This window comes from Paenibacillus taihuensis, assembly GCF_003386535.1.
In the GTDB taxonomy this organism is placed as follows: Bacteria; Bacillota; Bacilli; order Paenibacillales; family Paenibacillaceae; genus Paenibacillus_Z; species Paenibacillus_Z taihuensis.
In genome coordinates this window covers 109,347-126,657 of record NZ_QTTN01000001.1, presented here as the reverse complement: position 1 = coordinate 126,657, position 17,311 = coordinate 109,347, and the positions used below count along the sequence as shown (strand labels likewise).

At 51.2% G+C, this 17,311-nt stretch carries 16 protein-coding genes; 1 reads left to right on the top strand and 15 read right to left on the bottom strand.

Annotation, left to right across the window (positions count from 1 at the left end):
- Nucleotides 1-216 precede the first annotated feature (216 nt).
- The 15 genes from A8990_RS00680 to A8990_RS00610 all read right to left on the bottom strand — a co-directional run bounded on the left by A8990_RS00680 (nt 217) and on the right by A8990_RS00610 (nt 16,361).
- Nucleotides 217-495 (bottom strand): hypothetical protein, encoded by a 279-nt coding sequence (locus A8990_RS00680; protein ID WP_147306749.1) that lies wholly within the window; start codon nt 493-495, stop codon nt 217-219.
- Between the two features lie 568 nt (nt 496-1,063).
- Nucleotides 1,064-2,446 carry an MATE family efflux transporter gene (locus A8990_RS00670; RefSeq protein ID WP_116187086.1) on the bottom strand — a complete coding sequence of 461 codons (1,383 nt, stop codon included), beginning with the start codon at nt 2,444-2,446 and terminating at the stop codon, nt 1,064-1,066.
- 30 nt (nt 2,447-2,476) lie between these two features.
- A complete protein-coding gene (locus A8990_RS00665) occupies nt 2,477-4,495 on the bottom strand; it encodes a Na+/H+ antiporter (RefSeq protein WP_116187085.1) in 2,019 nt (672 codons plus the stop codon).
- Between the two features lie 96 nt (nt 4,496-4,591).
- Nucleotides 4,592-4,807: a hypothetical protein gene (locus A8990_RS31205; protein ID WP_147306748.1), complete on the bottom strand. Its 216-nt coding sequence runs from the start codon at nt 4,805-4,807 to the stop codon at nt 4,592-4,594.
- Complete coding sequence (locus A8990_RS00660; protein ID WP_116187084.1) at nt 4,768-5,604, bottom strand: hypothetical protein; 837 nt, start codon at nt 5,602-5,604, stop codon at nt 4,768-4,770. Before A8990_RS00660 ends, A8990_RS31205 begins: the two co-directional genes overlap by 40 nt.
- 14 nt (nt 5,605-5,618) lie before the next feature.
- Nucleotides 5,619-6,104 (bottom strand): anti-sigma factor family protein, encoded by a 486-nt coding sequence (locus tag A8990_RS00655; protein WP_181909338.1) that lies wholly within the window; start codon nt 6,102-6,104, stop codon nt 5,619-5,621.
- Nucleotides 6,105-6,106: 2 nt separating this feature from the next.
- Nucleotides 6,107-6,655 (bottom strand): RNA polymerase sigma factor, encoded by a 549-nt coding sequence (locus A8990_RS00650; protein ID WP_245995786.1) that lies wholly within the window; start codon nt 6,653-6,655, stop codon nt 6,107-6,109.
- 48 nt (nt 6,656-6,703) lie between these two features.
- Complete coding sequence (locus A8990_RS00645; RefSeq protein ID WP_116187082.1) at nt 6,704-7,993, bottom strand: bifunctional DedA family/phosphatase PAP2 family protein; 1,290 nt, start codon at nt 7,991-7,993, stop codon at nt 6,704-6,706.
- Between the two features lie 46 nt (nt 7,994-8,039).
- Nucleotides 8,040-11,168, bottom strand: coding sequence for an efflux RND transporter permease subunit (locus tag A8990_RS00640; protein WP_116187081.1), 3,129 nt, complete (start codon nt 11,166-11,168; stop codon nt 8,040-8,042).
- 197 nt (nt 11,169-11,365) lie between these two features.
- Nucleotides 11,366-11,728 (bottom strand): GIY-YIG nuclease family protein, encoded by a 363-nt coding sequence (locus A8990_RS00635; RefSeq protein ID WP_116187080.1) that lies wholly within the window; start codon nt 11,726-11,728, stop codon nt 11,366-11,368.
- Between the two features lie 30 nt (nt 11,729-11,758).
- Nucleotides 11,759-12,238 (bottom strand): DUF6530 family protein, encoded by a 480-nt coding sequence (locus A8990_RS00630; RefSeq protein ID WP_116187079.1) that lies wholly within the window; start codon nt 12,236-12,238, stop codon nt 11,759-11,761.
- Nucleotides 12,239-12,391: 153 nt separating this feature from the next.
- Nucleotides 12,392-12,979 (bottom strand): hypothetical protein, encoded by a 588-nt coding sequence (locus A8990_RS00625; RefSeq protein ID WP_116187078.1) that lies wholly within the window; start codon nt 12,977-12,979, stop codon nt 12,392-12,394.
- 84 nt (nt 12,980-13,063) lie between these two features.
- Nucleotides 13,064-14,974, bottom strand: a complete 1,911-nt coding sequence (locus tag A8990_RS00620) for an APC family permease (protein ID WP_342772773.1) — start codon at nt 14,972-14,974, stop codon at nt 13,064-13,066.
- 166 nt (nt 14,975-15,140) lie between these two features.
- Nucleotides 15,141-15,887, bottom strand: a complete 747-nt coding sequence (locus tag A8990_RS00615; RefSeq protein ID WP_116187077.1) for a glycoside hydrolase family 73 protein — start codon at nt 15,885-15,887, stop codon at nt 15,141-15,143.
- Between the two features lie 165 nt (nt 15,888-16,052).
- The gene (locus A8990_RS00610; protein ID WP_116187076.1) at nt 16,053-16,361 is read right to left on the bottom strand and encodes a hypothetical protein; all 309 of its coding nucleotides are present in this window, start codon (nt 16,359-16,361) and stop codon (nt 16,053-16,055) included.
- Between the two features lie 189 nt (nt 16,362-16,550).
- Here A8990_RS00610 and A8990_RS00605 point away from each other — a divergent pair, with 189 nt between their 5' ends.
- Nucleotides 16,551-17,303 carry an MBL fold metallo-hydrolase gene (locus tag A8990_RS00605; protein ID WP_116187075.1) on the top strand — a complete coding sequence of 251 codons (753 nt, stop codon included), beginning with the start codon at nt 16,551-16,553 and terminating at the stop codon, nt 17,301-17,303.
- Nucleotides 17,304-17,311: the final 8 nt, after the last annotated feature.

Sequence of the window (17,311 nt, the reverse complement as noted above, 5' to 3'; positions counted from 1 at the left end):
CTTCTCCTCTTCGTCCTGTGATTCTTTCAGCGCGGTTAGTGTCTCACCGGCTCATTTACTTTAACATCGAAGCGCTGAAGGTTTGTACTATCGATAAGTTAGGTGCCAATAACAAAAAGTTATCACCATTGAGGTACTTCTCCAAAGAAAAAAGAGGCTCCAGAATGTTCATGGGAGCCCCTCGTTGCTTATCTTGCTCTATACGCTTATCCAGCTCTATACAATCGGACTAAGCTGCGGAATAAAGCTCAATTCCGTTTGAGGAAACCGTTGATCCTCCGCCAAGTTCCCAAATTCGTCTGTTCCAGTGACAGTGAATAAAACGGCTGTCGTGGACGAGCTTAGCTGAACTTCATAAGCCACATTCCCGCCAATAAGAAACCCTCTTACGTCAAAATCATTTGCAGTTAAGGCGAAGGAAGTCACATACGCGGTATAAAGAATAAACACTTTTCGTTTAAGTCCCCTAGCCCACTCCTTAAGCTTGTCTAGCATCGATCCGAAGCCTCTTTTCCACTTGGCATTGCATTCATCATACCATGTGGTATTCCTGATTGTATTTAACATTCTTCGTCTCCCATGCGCAATCCCCCTTCTCCTACGAAACAACTTGTAACCGCATTTGCGCACATCCGTCAGCTGGTGCTGCTGGCATCTATGAACGCAGCTCAAACATCCTTTTAGAAGCAAGAAGCGGGGGCGGGCTATCCTTAACTTGTCCTATTCGTCCTCATCCGTTTGGGATTCCATATACAAACTCAGCCTATTCACAATCTCTTCCTCGCAGTCCAAGCATACCGATACGGGGTACATTTCAGGCTCGAGGTTCCTATGTTCATAACCATGTTTCTTGAGTAGGCATGTGGTCGCCCACCTAATTTCTTTGCAGCATACGCAGTAAATTTGGATTGATTGGGAATTAAACAACATGCCACCTTCTCCGGATTATCAGGATAAACCATCATATGCTACCGCTCATCGCAATCTATAGTCGTTCGGAAAAATAATAAATTGCCCAAACATGAAGAAAGACTGCATCACCGGAGTGAAGCAGTCCAACTACTTAAATGACGCGGTATCGCATCCATTTGCCATTGAAATATCGATACGTAAATAAGATGAATCGGAAACCCCAGTCCGAGAACATCGCAATCCATGTACCGAACACGCCCATATGAAAATGCGCCCCGAGCAAGTAAGCCAGCACGACCCGGCACAGAAACATCGCCATAATGCCGATGGCCATCGGGTACTTCGCATCACCTGCAGCTCTGAACGTAACCGGCAGCGTATAAGCGAACGGCCAGAGGATGATCGCGATAACACCATGCCACCAAGCAAGCTGTCGAGTCAGCTCTGCAGTAGCTTCAGAAAGTCCGTATACTTTCATAATGAGCGGAAGTAAAGCTAGAATCAGAGAGATGAATACGAGTTGCGAAGCATACACGATCGCCATGATTTTCTTCGTGTAATATTTGGCCTGCTCGTAATCCCCTGCCCCTACGCATCTGGCGATGATCGCGGTAAATCCGAGATTGATCGCAACTCCTGGCAGCACTTCGAATACCGCAAGCGATCCGCCTATCGCATTCGCTGTTATAGCTGCCGTACCAAGGGTCGATACGAGGCTCAGCACAATAATCCGTCCGATGAAGAACAAGCTGTTCTCCAGTCCGTATGGAATCCCGATGCTTAAGATTTGCTTGATCATCCGCCAATCGAACTTATGCTTCAAGCTCCTCTGAATATGCAGGCTGTAATCCGGATTTACAACTACAACGAGAATGATTGCTGCAGCGATAATCCGCGAGATCAACGTTGCGATAGCCACACCTTCTGTTCCCATATGAAACCCATACAGCAGCATCGCGCTTCCTGCCACGTTGATGAAATTCATTAGCAGCGCGATTTTCATAGAGATGATCGCATTGCCGGTTGTGCGGAAAATCGCCGCTCCCGCGTTGTAGGCAGCTAGAAAAGGGATTGATAACGACACGAAGACCAGATACGTATCAGCATTTCTGCGCACCTCATCCGATATCTGCCCAAACAAGTTAAAGAGGATAAAGGACTTGGCCGCATAGACAGCAATCATGATAACGATGGAAATGATGCTAACGAACCAGAACATTTGCTGCGCGGATTCGCGTGCTTCTCGCCTCTGTTTCGAGCCCAGGTATTGTCCGGCTATGACCGCACCGCCCGTTGCGAGCGCTGCAAATAAACTGATCAACAGCGCCATGACGGATTCCACCAATGAAACGCCTGACACTGCCGCTTCTCCCACGAACGCGACCATGACAGATGAGATGATGCCGACCAGAAATTCCAGCCCCTGTTCTACCGTTAAGGGAAGAAACAGCCTCAGCAGGTCCCTATTGGAAAATAAGTAGCCTTTGGGGTTCACAGCCGTTTGCTCGTTGTTGCTTAGTGCAATAGGTTCCATATAGCTTCTCCCTCTTGATCTTACGCTTCGCTACATAATCTCCGATATCGCCGTTTCACGATCACGAATCGTTCCTCTGAGATCACTGGCAAGCTCCCGCGTAATTTCGCCGCTTTCATACATCGTCTGAACCATATCCCGCTCGGCTTGGATAGCAACCCAGTACATCTCTTTCTTGATATCGCTCTGCTCCAGATCCTCTGATGCCCGAGAGCCCTGCAAGAGCGACAATCGACCGAGCATCTGTTTATACTGCGAGATGACATAGTTTGTTTCGGTGGCAATTTCCGGTCGTTTCTGTACACCCAATTCAGCGATCGCAGATTGACACATACAGATCTTGAGCGCCTTCATCGCTTCCCGCTCCTCGTGATGCTTCACATTACGCTTGTGATCTCTTGCAAACACCTTCTTCATGAACAGCTTGACTAGCGCACGCCACATGCGAGACTGCTTGGTCAGCACGAGCTCCATCTGATCGAGCATCTCGGTTACTTTCATCGCTTGCTTCGGATCCGCGGTACCGTTCTCGACCATCGCTTTGACGCAACGGCGTTCAGCATCGATTGCCTTCAGCCGCAGCTGGGTTTCGGTATCGCGGCATCGCGGCTGGCCTGTATCATAGGTATGCGAGATCATCGCTTCTTCTTGCACCCACTTCTGATAGTCGGTAATGACGGAGATTGCAGCCGGTTCATTTTCCGGACTCTGCTCCGTCTTCAGCGCTTCGATCGCGGCTTGCAGGATGCGAACCCGAGCACGCTGCTCCAGACGGTTCTGCTCTGCTGTACTAGGCGCATCCTTCGGCTTCGAGAGGAGAGGCAGCAGCGCACTTGCGACAACGAGCGAAATCAAGATGACAATCGCTGCGATAAATATCATCATGTCCCGCTCCGGGAACGAAGCCCCGCTCTGAAGCACATAGGGAATCGAGAATGCGCCTGCGAGCGTTATTGCCCCACGTACGCCGCCAAGCGAGGTGAGCAGGAGCATTTTGTAATCGGGCACTTCCTGCTCTTGTTCAACGCCGAACAGCCGCTGATTGCGCGTAAAGATAAACGTCCAGACGAATCGCAGCACGACGAGCAGCAGAAAGATGAGAAAGGCGTAGGTAAACACCTGCGTATTGTCAATGTGCGTATTGCGCCAGACGACGCTCGTTACATGCGGGATTTGCAGTCCCAACAATAGGAAGGCAAGTCCGTTCAGTACGTATAGCAGTACTGACCACGTATTATTCGAGACGATGTTCAGCCGCAGCATAGACGATTCAACCCGATCCCGTTCAATAGCATGGACAAGCCCGCCGGCTACCGCAGCCAAGATACCGGAGACGCCGATCTCCTCCGCAATCAAATAAAGGACGAACGGGGTCAAAATTTGAATCAGCATATGGAGCGTAACATCCTCCAGCCCGCCTCTACGCAGCATGACGCCGAACCAAACGATGATCAAGGCAACAATGGCGCCAACCAGCAGCCCGCCAACGGCAATGACGAGAAAGCTGAAGATGGCATGCGTCATCGAGAACACGCCGGTCACCGTAGCGGCAATGGCAAAGTTGAACGCGACGAGTCCCGAGGCGTCGTTCATGAGCGACTCGCCTTCGAGCAAGCGAATCAGCGTCTCCGGCATATGGATTCGCTTGGCCAGCGCGCCAACGGCGACAGCATCAGTCGGCGAGAGAATGGCGGCTAGCGCGAAAGCCGCCGGGAGCGGAATCGTCGGAATTAGCCAGTGAATGAAATAGCCGCCTACCAGCACCGTGACGAACACAAGCCCGACCGCCAGAAGCAGAATCGGCGCCCGCAGCCGCCATAGCTCTCTGCGCGACGTATGTTTGCCGTCATTATAGAGCAGCGGCGCGATAAACAAGATGAAGAACAGCTCCGGCTCCAGTTCCATATGTACGCCTGACGGCAATAAAGCGACGACCGCGCCAAGCGCGATCAAGATAAGCGGTGATGGGATCGTCGGTATGAACCGGCTGATCACGTGGGAGAACCCGATCATGAGCAGCATCAGTAAGACGGCATGAAATAATTCCAAAGCGTAACAACTTCCTTTCTACTCTAGGATGCAGTTGGATAAGTATGTATACAGGATGCCAAACGAGCCATAAAATTATTTTTATACTAATACCAATTAATGGTCATGTAAATGATTTCGAGCGAAAGTACAAAAGCATAAAGAAAAAGGGGCCATCTCGCTATACCACTGGCCAGCTGCCAGCAGCATAGGGATTGCCCCTTCTCCATCTGTTAATTCTTCGGTTATGTCATCGATCTCTTCTTCGGTTTCTTCTTCGGTTTCTTCTTCGATTACTTCTTCGGTTTCTTCTTGCGCTTCCCCGCCAGCCATTGCGTGCAGATGCCTAACGACATCAGCATCGCGATGATGAAGATCATCCAGCCAACGAGCGGGATAGTCGTGAATGCGGTTAACACGCTTGCGCCGATGAGCACCTTCAACCAATCGGCTATTCGTTCCGTGCCTTTGATCTGGTCAGCGATTCGATAGCTGATCACGGTGAAGCCGAGTGCCATCGCAGCAATTAATGCGATCAGAATCAGCACGAGGAACGGGATGCCGATTACGGTTACGAGCAGCAGCATACTAATGGCCGCAACTAACAAACCGCTGAAGAAGCCCGTGTACAGAAGCCTTCCCATAGCAGATTGCTCGTATTGTTCCGTGAACTCAGCCATTCGCCGCTTTCCTAACACTCGGATCAACACCGGGATGAGAACCATCAGCAAGCCGCCTGCAAGCTGAAGTACCCACAAGCTCATCACAAGCCCGCTTCCAAGCAGCAAGCTGTTCTGTGTTGCCGTATCGAGCGATATCGTATAAATATCGTCACCAAGCATAGCCCCGTTGTCCTGAACGACTTCTCCGCCGATAACGACGACAACACCGTCAACCGTAGCCGTGCTGGCTAAATGCAGATTGCCGTTAATGACGACAACGATGCCGTGAACTTGACCTTGCACTTCGGCGTCACCACCGATGACGTAAACGTCATCCACGGACTGCCCGATCGGCACGGTTGTATTGTGATGCTCGAATATGCTTTTGGCAGACGCTACCCCTGGGATAAGGAGCATGAGAAGCATAAGCAAGCTTATCGTAAAGATCGATTTTCTCGATTTTCTCATTCCATTCAAACCTTTCAGCCGGCATTTGCTTGCAGCAGCCGTTTTAATGAATAACCGCTCGTCACAAGGATGATTATGGCAAGCATGATCGTACTCGCAGACAAGACAGGTACGCTGAGAATAAAGTGTGAGGCCATGTAGAGCAGCGTCACGATCAGCTTATATCCCCCATGAAGGAGCTTCAGGGCGATCGGTCCAGCGAATAAATATAGACTTGCCAGCGGAAGCATAGCAATAAGAATCGCTGCCAGCCAGTACCGGACGGACTTCTGCGGAGTCTCTTCCTCGCGGAGCGTGAGCAGAACCCGATTCTCCAAGTTCATCGGCGCTTCGACTGCGGCAAACGTCAGTCTGAACTCATGCTTCAAGCCGAGCAGGTCATCCACGATAGCCTGACAGGACTCGCATGTTTCGAGATGCGCTTCAACCTGCTGCCTCTCCACTTCCTCTAATTCATCGTCGAGGTAGGCGGATAACTGTTCTTCCGGATGATTGTGCACGCCTAGTCCTCCCTCCTTAATTCTCTTCGCAAGCCCATCCGGGCTGCATGAAGCCGAGACTTCACAGTCCCGACCGGTACTTCTATGATAACTGCAATTTCTTCGTAGCTGTACCCTTGAATCTCATGCAGCACCAGAATTTCTCGATGCTCTGCGCTCAAGCGGCTAAGCCCCTCTGCAAGCGTCAGCTGTTCCAACGTGTCTGGTGCACGCATATCCGCGACTTTCGCTTCATCCTGCTCCTCCATCGATTCCAGCTCGTTAATCTTCGCACGCTTTCCCAGCCGGTCTTTGCATACATTCGCGACGATTCGGATGATCCAAGACGAGAAGGCATATTCGTTATCTAATTTGGCCAATGCATAATAGGCTTTAATAAACGCCTCTTGAGCAGCGTCTTCCGCATCCATTCGGTTGCCGAGCATGCCGAAAGCGTAGCGGTAGACATGGCCTTTATATCGCGTTATAAGTGCAGCAAACGCTTCTTGATCGCCTTGCTTAGCGCGATGAATCGTATCATGCAGCTCCTCGTCCACCACTTCGTTCTTCAACTCCTACTGAAACACCAAGCTCGCTCTACCCGTCGTTGTCTTTACGCGTTAGCGAGCGTTTTGATTTTGAAGCTTTCTAAGCACTTCAAGCAGAATAACGTTCAGACAAACCCAGACGCCTCCGAATACATAGCCTGCTGCAACGTCGCTTGGATATTGCATTCCGAAATAAATCCGGCTGATGCCGATCATGAGGCAGAGCAGGATGACGACTGCAGGCACAACGAGATGAGCCGCGTGATTCCGGTAATGCCGCAGCAGCAGAAACGCAGAAAACCCGCACACGACAAGCGAGGTAAGCGTCTCTTTGCTCGGGAACGTGTACAAGAATGGAATGCCGACTCCAGTAGGACCCGCACGGTGAAAAATCATTCTTAACCCTTCATTAAGCACTTCTCCGCCAAGCACCACCCAGATCAAGAAGATCAGCTCCAGCGCTCGGTTATGCCCTCTGAATAGAATCCAAATGGCTGTCACCACTATTAGCGGACCATAGAAAGCGAACGTTCCCAGCTTCTCGAACAGCTGCATCTGATCATGCCACTCCGAGCCGAAGCCAGCCAGCACGATATAAGAAGCGACTTCATCAAACTGGCTGAATTCATGGCCAAGAAAGTCCTGAATCATGCCAAGCATGAGCGAAACAAACCCCGCCAGGAGCACGAATGCGCCGAGCAGCAAGAACTTTACTTTGCCGAGGGAATGAAAATGGCTGCCCCCTCTCGATAGCAAATCCATGAGTGCAGCTTGAACGAGGCCCTTATACTTCTTGTACAGATAGATCACGACCGCAAGCAACCCGGAAGCGACGCCGAACATAATCATATAATGATTGACCGTCGTATGGTACTCTTCCCACTTCGCCCCTAATACTTTACCAAGCGTAATGAATAAGCCCACCCAGAATATCGCCCCGGGATACGCGTAGAGCGCATAGCGGCGAAACGGCATTCGGGTTGCGCCGCAGAAGTAGCCGGTCACATGCCGTACACCTGGTATGAAATAGGCGATGAACAGGAGCTTTTCTCCGTATTTCTCGAACCATTTCGTTAACCGGGCAAGCTGCGCCTCGCCAAGATGAACGCGGTGCCCGTATTTGGCGACGAATGGCTGACCGAGCCGGTATCCAATCCAATACGATAACGAGACACCGCCGATCACGCCGCCAGCTGCAGAGACCATACTTAGCAGCCAGCTCAGCTTTCCTTCGAAGACGAACAGCCCGGTATAGCTCATCATCATCTCGCCGGGGAGAGGTAAAGCGAGCATCTCCAGAAATAAAGACAGAAAGATCAGTCCATATCCGTAATGTTCAAGCCAAGAAGTCAGATTGCCCATCGTTTACCTCCCCTTTCTTCTCGTAGGTTTTCCTAAAACAGCCCTATCATCCTTGCATCGTCTTCAGCGACTGATCCGCATTGCGTACAGCCTTGCCTTGCATCCACTCGTAGATGATCGGAATAACGACGAAACTATTCAATGTCGATGTAATCATACCGCCAATGACGACGATGCCGAGCACTTGCGAAATAACCGTATCTGCACTGCCCGACAGCGCGAGCGGAATCAAGGTAAGCACAGTCGTCCCCGCTGTCATGAAGATCGGACGAATTCGGGACAGACTGCCTTGCATGACGGCTTCTCGCAGCCCCATGCCTTCTCTGCGGTTACGTTCGATTTTATCAATAAGCACGATTCCGTTCGTCACAACAATACCTGTAAGCATCAATACACCGATAAAAGCAGCCAAGTTCCATTGTCCATGAACGGCGTATAGAGCAAGCACGATACCGGACAAAGCAAGCGGAATGCTTAGCAGCACGGCTAGAGGCGCTTTCCAGCCTTTGAACACGAAGCTGGTAATGAGCAGCACGAGCAGGATCGACACGACAACGGCAATTGAAATTTCAATGATCATCTGCGTGATCTGCTGCGTGATGCCGCCAAGCGAATACGTTACGCCGCTTGGAAGCTGCATGCTGCCGAGCGTCTGATTCACTTCCTTGGACACCTTGCTAAGGTCTTTCGAAGTAATTTGAACCTGGACGACGGAGAATGGCTGCCCATCATGCTCTTGAATAGAAGCAAGCGAATTGCTCTTCTGAACCGTTGCGAACTCATCGAGGCGATACGTCTTATCGCCGCTTCCCTTAACCGTCTCTGCTGCCATCGACGCCAATACTTGCTCCGGCGTATAGACGGGCACCAAGGAGTCAGTCACTGTACCGCTCTTCACCGAATCGATATAGACATCGACCGGGATCGAGCCATTCGCAGAAGTCGAGGCCGGAATGTCAAAATCCTTCGCCTTCGACGTATACCGAACCAACAGCTTGTTGATCTCATCCGGATTTACTCCAGCTTCAAGTACTTTTTCTTTATTGATCGTAATGGCGTACTTCGGAATGCCATTCGTTAAATCTGTTGCACCTGTTACAGCGAGACCTTGGATGGACGTAAGTTGCTTGCGTACATCCTGAGCGGTTTGCTCCAATGTGGTTTGATCTGCGCCTGTCAGCATGATTTTGATCAAGGAGTCGTCGCCTGCAAGGCTCTGGTTCGTGACGTTTATTGCGGCGTGACCCGCATCCGCGACTTGCTTCAGATCCGCTTGCAATGCCGGGATGATCGTATCGACATCCTTCTTATTCTTCAGCTGCACCGAGAGATTCGCGATATTCGGCTGTTGAATGAAGCCGCCGCCTTGGTCGAATACGTCATCTGCCGTCGGTGCAAACGACGAGCCAAAAGTAGCCGTATAGGACGAAATGGCTGCGTTATTGCGCAATACGCCTTCAACCTGCTTCACCTCATCGTCGACGCCAGACAATGGCGTCCCTTTTGGCAGCTCGACTTGGATGGCAACTTGGCCGCTTGCTGAGCTAGGCAGCAGACTGAACGACAGCTGTGAGCCAAACACCGCGGCAGCGATGAAGATGATAAGCGAAATGCTGATAACTGTCTTATTATGCTTCAAAGCACCTTGGAGCAGCGGCTTCATGATTGGCTCGATCGTTACCGCTTCAGTCTTCGGTTGTCTCCAGCCCATAAACGCGAAAGCCGGGATGACGAACATAGCGACGAGGAACGAAACTGCCAGTGCAATAACGACTGACCATGCGAATCCAGCATAGGAAGCGCCAATGATACCGCCTACGAGTGCAATCGGAACATATACCGCGATCGTCGTTGCGGTCGACGCGAAGATTGCCGGCAGCATCTCCACGACGGAAGAAGACAGCACATGGAGAATCGGCTTGTCCTTATTTTCCTGAACACGGCGGTACATATTATCGAGAATAACGATCGCATCGTCGACAATACGGCCCATCGCAACAATCAGACCAGATACGGTCAGGATATTAAGTGTCACGCCCATCGACTTCAGTACCGCAGTCGTCGCTAGCAGCGAGATTGGCAGCGTGACCGCAATCAGCAGCGTTGAGCGTACATTGCGGAAGAAGAACAATACGCACAGCATCGAGAATAGACAGCCCAGTAGTCCTTCACGTACAAGACCCATCAAGGAGCTGTTCAGATCCTGAGCCCGGTCTGTTAGCAGCGACATCGTGACGTCTCCGCTCTTCACCGCAGGAATGCCGGCAACCCGCTCTTTGACTTGCTTGGCCACACCAGTGATGGTAGCCGTAGGCGTCTTGATGACATTAAGCATGACGTTCGCTTTGCCGTTCGCTCTCGAGACCGTCTTCACATCCGTCAACGATTGGTGCACGGAAGCGACGTCCGACAAGGCAACGCCTTGGCCGTCCTTATTCTTAATGACCAGCTGGTTCAGCTGCTGTTCGGTGAGTTCCCAGCCCTCGACTCGAATCGGGAACGAGGCTTTCACGTTCGCAATATTGCCGGTTAGGCTTGGAATATCCGCCGTAATCGACTTGTTGAAGTCATCCAGCGTCAAGTTGTTCGCTACGAGATCCTTCATTCGCAGGACGACGACGTATCCGCGATTCGCTCCGCCAACCGTTTGCACATCGGAGACGCCTGGAACAGATTTAAGCTGATTGACAATGTCCGTTTGAATCGTAGATTGCAGCGTCAGATCATCCACTTTGTTCGAGCCGGCAGCCAAGCTGTAGCTCAAGATCGGGAACGTACTCGACGTCAATCGAGTGACTGCCGGCTTGTTCACGCCGTCTGGCAGCGCCGCGTCATTAAGCGCTTGTTTAAGATCATTCTCCGCCTTGTTCATGTCGTAATCCATCGGATAAGCGATGTTCATGAGAACGCCGCCGTCATAGGAGGTCGTCTCGAGATTGACGATGCCATTCGTCTTGCGAATCACATCCTCAAGCGGAGCGGTTATGTCTCTCTTCACTTGGTCCGCTTGATACGACGAAGCACGCAGCGATACCATCAGAGTCGTATTATTAATGCCGGGCAGATAATCGCGCTGCATCTGGACTGCCGACACAGCACCGAATGCTAAGATGAGTACAACGCAGATAAGAATAATGCTGGAGCGTTGCATGACTGCTTCTATTAATCTTTTCATAAATTAAAGTCTCCTCTCTGTTCATATAGGGAAAGACTTCGGTTCAAGCGGAATTGTTCATTTCGTTCGAAAGAAATTTTTGGACATGCGTGGACACGTCAAAATGGGCACAAAAAAGCCGCCATGAATGGAATCATCCATGACGGCGGCATTAGATTAGCGGTTGCCACCTGCAACTGTGCAGCAGTAGTGGCTGCTTATTGACTGTCCTTAAGGACGTTGTATCCTCTATCCCCATATGGCTGAAGCTGGTCAAGCCAAGGCTTCTTCATCTGCTTCGTCTCCCAGCGAACATCTTTCACTTCGGACGCATCCTTGCGTTCTAATTCTTCGAAGGTGAATGCCGCTTCCCCATGCTCCTTCCAATCCTTCTGCAGCTGGGCGTTCGCGAACCTGCCCATATCGAGCTGCATCTTGATCGTCATCCATTTGTTCTTCAAATTCGGAAAACTGTCGATAAACACTTTACCATTCGCGGTATTCGTAATTTGGACGACGCCTATATAGGTTTTAATCTCTTTGTATTCCTCGAGCAGCTCTTTCCGTCTCTCCTTGTCCATGTGTACGACTCCTCTCCTTTACGCAAACCTCTAGTAACCTAATTCCTTCAGCACGCTCGACAATGTGCGCAGCCGTTCCCCGATCAGTTCATCGTCATCGCTCAGCGCTTGGCCGAACAGCTTGATATCTTCGTTAATCTTGTCATTATCCGTGCAGACGGCAACGGTCATCGCATCCCCTTGGAGACCAATTCGGTCGATAACGGGATTCTCCGGATCGTAGAAATTCTCATACCGATACCCTTCGCGAAAATGTGCAATTGAGCGGGCGATGAGAATGGAGAGATCCAGCACGCGGTGCAGCGGCAGCTCCTCGGATTGGCGGGACCATTTCTCCCCTGTATATCGCCATACTTTCGCAGAGATATCGACCTTTCCGCGGTCATTCCACTGCGCGAGTCCTAGCGACAGCCCCTTCGCATCTGTGTTGCCAGCGACACGGCCATCTACTTGCTCGTAATTTTCGGAAACGATGACTGGTTTATGTTTTAACGTTGTCGGAATTTTCATAGTTCGTTCTCCCTTTTTACGAATCAGTTATTTAGTAAATTAGTAAATTAGTAAATTACTAAACTAGTATATCCTTATTCTCAGCATCCGTCAATCCGCGTCCCCTATTCATGGCAACAAAAAAAGCACCATTTTCAGGTGCTTTTTCCTCGTTCAGCTCGTCGGCTGCTCTGCTTCTCTCGCCCGCTTCTCTAGCATGTATACCGCTCCGCCGACCGCAAGCGCCGCAAGCACGGCGATTATGGCAGAGCCTCCGGCATGCAGCCAAAGTACCGGAACCCACAATAATCCTAATGTCCGATGAACAGCTCGTATCCATTTGTTGCGCACTTTGTGAATGGACAAGCCGTAACCGACAATTGCGGCTAGCAGAACGAATCCCGCAAGCCCGCTGTAAATCTTATGATCGTCCAGCTTCGTGAGCAAGAAATATGTTCCATGAACCGCGACCAGAATCAAAGTGACCCAGCCGAGCGGTTTATGCGACGCATGGAACAGTTTGCCCACCTTGCGCACCAGCATTGAAGCAGACTTCTGCTTGCGCTTGAACCATAACCAGGAGAAGCTGCCCGCTGCCAGATAAATGGCAATCGTTCCAAGCGTAGTAAAGATGTCGCCTAAGTCATTCTCCCGTCGGCGCATTTCTCGATGCTCGGGTATAACGAAGTACACGACGACAAGGGCTGCTGCAGCTGCAAGGAAAATAACCGCAGGAAGCCATGTTTTCATTTTCTTGCTCATGATGGTTAAGGCACCTCCTCGTTCTTAGGCACCCAGTATAGAATCATTTTCTTAAAAAATTATTAACCGTCCAACTAAGTGCGGCTACTTCTGCAAATGATACGGCACCGTCGTAATGACAACGTCCTTATTACGCAGAAACCACGCCCGGATGAGCAGCGCGCTCTGGTTATGCAGCAGATTATGCCACCATTTCTTCGTCACGAACTGCGGCATGATGATATGAATGCTCGACGATGACTGGCACTCGTTAATCTCCAGCCGATCGATGAACCGGCTAAGCGGCGCAAGAATCGAACGGAACTCCCCGCGAAGCGTTACAAGCTTGCACGGCTCACCCCACTCCTCCCATTTCAGCTTCATTTTGTCAATCGACTCATCATCGAAGCCAACGTAGACGGCAACTGCACGGCTGTCCAAGCTCTGGGCAAAAGATACGGTATGCAGTACGGCGCGATGAACGCCAGAGACAAGCACGATCGTAACCAGGTCATGCGGCTGCGGCCTTGTCTCCTTCGGATCAATCCGCAATTCTGCGGCAATCTTGTCATAATGACGCTTCACCATAATGGAGAACGAGATAAGCAAGGGAAGGATAACGAGCACGATCCAAGCCCCTTCCAGAAACTTCGTGAACGCGACGACGGCCGTAACGACGGCCGTCACGATGAAGCCGAATAAGTTGATCGCGAGCTTCACCTTCCACATGGACCCTTTCACTTTCATCCAGCGTTTGCACAGCCCCGCCTGTGCGATGGTGAAGGACAAGAACACGCCGATTGCATAGAGCGGGATCAGACTGTTCGTCTGCGCATGGAAGATCGCGATCAGCAGAGCCGCAGCTCCGGCCAGAAACATAATCCCGTTCGAGTAGCCGAGCCGATCGCCGCGATTCGTGAAAGCACGTGGGAGGAAGCTGTCTTGAGCGACGATGGCGGAAAGCTGCGAGAAGCCTGTAAAGGTTGAGTTAGCCGCCAGAATGAGCACGATAAACGTCGACCATATAATGATCTGATACACGATGCCATGGCCAAAATATTGCTCAGCCAGCTGAGACAGCATCGTCTCGTCCTCCCGAACTTCAATGCCCTGCACGTAGAGGTGATACGCATACCCAAGCAGCGTAACCGCGGTAACGGTTCCGAGAGCGATATAGGTCTTAATCGCGCTCCGCTGCTGCGGTTCCCGGAAGATCGGAACGGCGTTGGAAATCGTCTCAATCCCGGTCAGAGCGGAACAGGCGGAACTGAACGCCTTCAGGATGAGGAGTATCGTAATGCCGCCTGGGATCGTACCGAAAGACGGGGTTTCCGGCTGTACGAAGCCATGCGCGAACTCATTGAAAAATCCTGCGATGATGATGGTGATCATGCTGCCCATAAAGACGAACGTCGGCCAAGCGAAGATCGTTGCCGACTCCGCCACACCTCGTAGATTCACGATAACGAGCAGGAGCACGCAGCATATGGCGAGCGAAGCGCTATAAGGCTTTATCACAGGATAAGCCGACGCAACAGCTTGAATGCCGGCAGATACGGATACCGCAACGGTGAGAATATAATCAACGAGCAGCGAGCTTGACGCTACGAGCGAAGCCCACGGCTTCTTGAAATTATCTTTGGCGATGGAGTACGCGCCGCCGCCGCTTGGATATGCGATGATCCCCATAATGTACGAGAGGATCAGAATGAATAGCAAGATGACAGACGCCGCTGTAATCGGAATTACGAGCCAGAGCGCTGACTTGCCGAGACTCGCAAGCTCCGTTAAGCCCGCTTCAGGACCGTAAGCAACGGAAGAGTACAAATCGGCTGACAGAATCGGCAAGGCAATGAGCCAGAACAGCTTGTTATGCTGCTCATGCAGCTCCCTCGAACGCATCGGCCGCCCGATTACAACACGTTTGAACGTGCTGAAATTGACGACCGCATACCACATCACGAATAGGGCGATGACGACAAGAACGACTTCTATGATGCGCGTGTGATGGATCAAGCTCGGGGTCCTCCTTCAGAACAGTGTTGGTGTCGTCTGTAGGATTCCCTGATTCCTAACGTTTTACCATACGGTTGGTTGCTAATGCGCAAAAAGGAAGAGGCCCACCGGCGGCCGCTTCTGGCTTCTTTCCGACATGAGCCTCTCCTATTGTGAAATTAAAACATTACAACAGCTGCCTCCGGTGCATCACGGTCAGCAGCCGGTAGAAATCCAAGCTGCCTCCGTCCGGCGTATCGATCAGCTTTGCTTTAACCGCCGCATCGACGGCTTCTTTCGCCCATGCCGGAACCGATCCCAACTGATCATGTGCCTGCAGCTGGGCAGCTTGTACTTGAAGCGCCTGAACTGCTGCTGATTGGGCATTCAGCGCAGCGCTTAGCGCTGTTACCTGATCCATCAAATCCTGAAATGCTTTCTTCTCGTCTGCCGTCATCGGCTCATCGCCCCCATTCATGCTGTCATATTTCAATAACTGACTCGCGTTGATAATCGCTATGATTTGCATCGCATAGGTCGGATCCGTCGCATAACCGCATGCGAGAAGCATCTCAGCTTGCTCGAAAGGTCCCTTCGCTTCCCGCACCCGAGTATACCGGCTAGTGGCGAACAACAGGTCCTGATCCTTGAAGAAATCATAAATGCTGTCATACGCACGGAAAGCCGCCACGATATTGACCCGTTTCCCGTTAATGATCTCCCATGTCGACTTGTTCACGACAGCACCTTTCCAATAGCCGCTCGGGACGCCTGCGCCTGCTTTATATCCGGCGAGATTGTTCCAATAGGGAAGATTGCCGCCTGTCTCAAGCCAGCTCTGCGCAAGCCGTACGGATGGATAGATCGGTGAGCCTTCCAAGTACAGCTGCCTGACGATTGGGACTAAATATGCAAAAAATGACTGTTTGTCCAACTCTACAACCACCTCCCTCCACGCATGTAAGAGACGGACACGAATCTATTAATCTACTTCCCTGTATATGCATAGATCGATAGAGTTGGAACGGCAGGTGACGTATATATAGCAAAAACCCGCTTCCGTAAGTACATCTAGGTAGAGTACGGAAGCGGGTATCGGTTAAGACTTCTCTCTGCTTCGCCCCCGTAAGCCCAAGAGGCCAAGCAGCCCGAACAGGCCGAGCCAGCCGGGATATCGGCTCCGAGGGGGATTGTCCTGTCCGAGAAACGACGTCCGCAACGCCGTTGATTCTGCGTTCACTTCGTCTTCCGACTTGCTTGGCATGGCATGATTCAAGCCAGTTTTGGCACCATACATATTCGTGTTATAGGTGCTCGAGTTGCTGGATACGGTCTGTGTATCTGCAATCATCAGGCAGACAAGCACGGAGCCGGCGAGTAATATGTATCTTAAATGCTGCTTTCTCAAACGTTATTGCACCTCCAGAAAAGCTGCCTGCTGTATATTCTTGGTCTTTCCCGAAGGTCTATTTTTATGCGTCCGAAAATTAATATTGACATAATTACAAAAATATGATATAATAAAATATTTATTTGACTGCAAGTCACTCGTCCGCTATTATTGTCGTTAGACTTCACTAGCGGAGGGATTAGAACGATGCAAATTCAATCGGGAATCGCCATCTTAGAAATTACGGCAACCATTATGGGACGTACGAACACCATTTGCCCAACTGTGATTTGGAACGAAGAACAAACCATCCTCATCGACACCGGTTATCCCGGTCAAGCCGTACTTATCGAGCAAGCGCTGCAGCATGAAGGCTTGCCGCTTGATCGTCTGACCGACATCCTTATCACCCACCAAGATATTGACCATATCGGCAGTCTGTCTGCCCTGAGGGGAGGCTCGAACAGCTCCACCGTTCAAGTGTGGGCATCCGCAATCGAGAGACCTTACATTCAAGGCGATAAAATGCTGATCAAAGTGACCCAGGCCGGTATCGACCAAGCGGTTGCTTCGCTCCCGCAAGACATGCCCGAAACTCAGAAACAAGCGTTCCGCTACGCGCTTGAGCATCCGCCGACCGGCACAGTCGATCAGTTGATCGGATACGGCGAGAACGCGCATCCTTTCAAGGGCATCACAGTTATTGATACTCCGGGGCACACGCCTGGCCACGTCAGTCTCTATCACGCTCCGAGCAGAACATTGATTGCAGCGGATGCGCTGACGATCATTGACGGCGAACTCGCGCTCGGCCAGTTCAATTACGATCAGGCAGCCGCCGCGAAGTCGCTCGCGCAGTTCGCAGCCTGTGACATCGGGCAGGTTATCTGCTACCATGGCGGGCTATATCGCGATGCTGACGTGAACGGCCGCATTCGTGCACTCATCCAAACCGCATAGAACCATAC

Excerpts from the sequence above, each read along its gene's own strand:
- A8990_RS00680 (WP_147306749.1), bottom strand. The coding sequence starts at position 495 with ATGCTAGACAAGCTTAAGGAGTGGGCTAGGGGACTTAAACGAAAAGTG.
- A8990_RS00670 (WP_116187086.1), bottom strand. The coding sequence starts at position 2,446 with ATGGAACCTATTGCACTAAGCAACAACGAGCAAACGGCTGTGAACCCC.
- A8990_RS31205 (WP_147306748.1), bottom strand. The coding sequence starts at position 4,807 with ATGGCTGGCGGGGAAGCGCAAGAAGAAACCGAAGAAGTAATCGAAGAA.
- A8990_RS00660 (WP_116187084.1), bottom strand. The coding sequence starts at position 5,604 with ATGAGAAAATCGAGAAAATCGATCTTTACGATAAGCTTGCTTATGCTT.
- A8990_RS00645 (WP_116187082.1), bottom strand. The coding sequence starts at position 7,993 with ATGGGCAATCTGACTTCTTGGCTTGAACATTACGGATATGGACTGATC.
- A8990_RS00640 (WP_116187081.1), bottom strand. The coding sequence starts at position 11,168 with ATGAAAAGATTAATAGAAGCAGTCATGCAACGCTCCAGCATTATTCTT.
- A8990_RS00635 (WP_116187080.1), bottom strand. The coding sequence starts at position 11,728 with ATGGACAAGGAGAGACGGAAAGAGCTGCTCGAGGAATACAAAGAGATT.
- A8990_RS00630 (WP_116187079.1), bottom strand. The coding sequence starts at position 12,238 with ATGAAAATTCCGACAACGTTAAAACATAAACCAGTCATCGTTTCCGAA.
- A8990_RS00625 (WP_116187078.1), bottom strand. The coding sequence starts at position 12,979 with ATGAGCAAGAAAATGAAAACATGGCTTCCTGCGGTTATTTTCCTTGCA.
- A8990_RS00605 (WP_116187075.1), top strand. The coding sequence starts at position 16,551 with ATGCAAATTCAATCGGGAATCGCCATCTTAGAAATTACGGCAACCATT.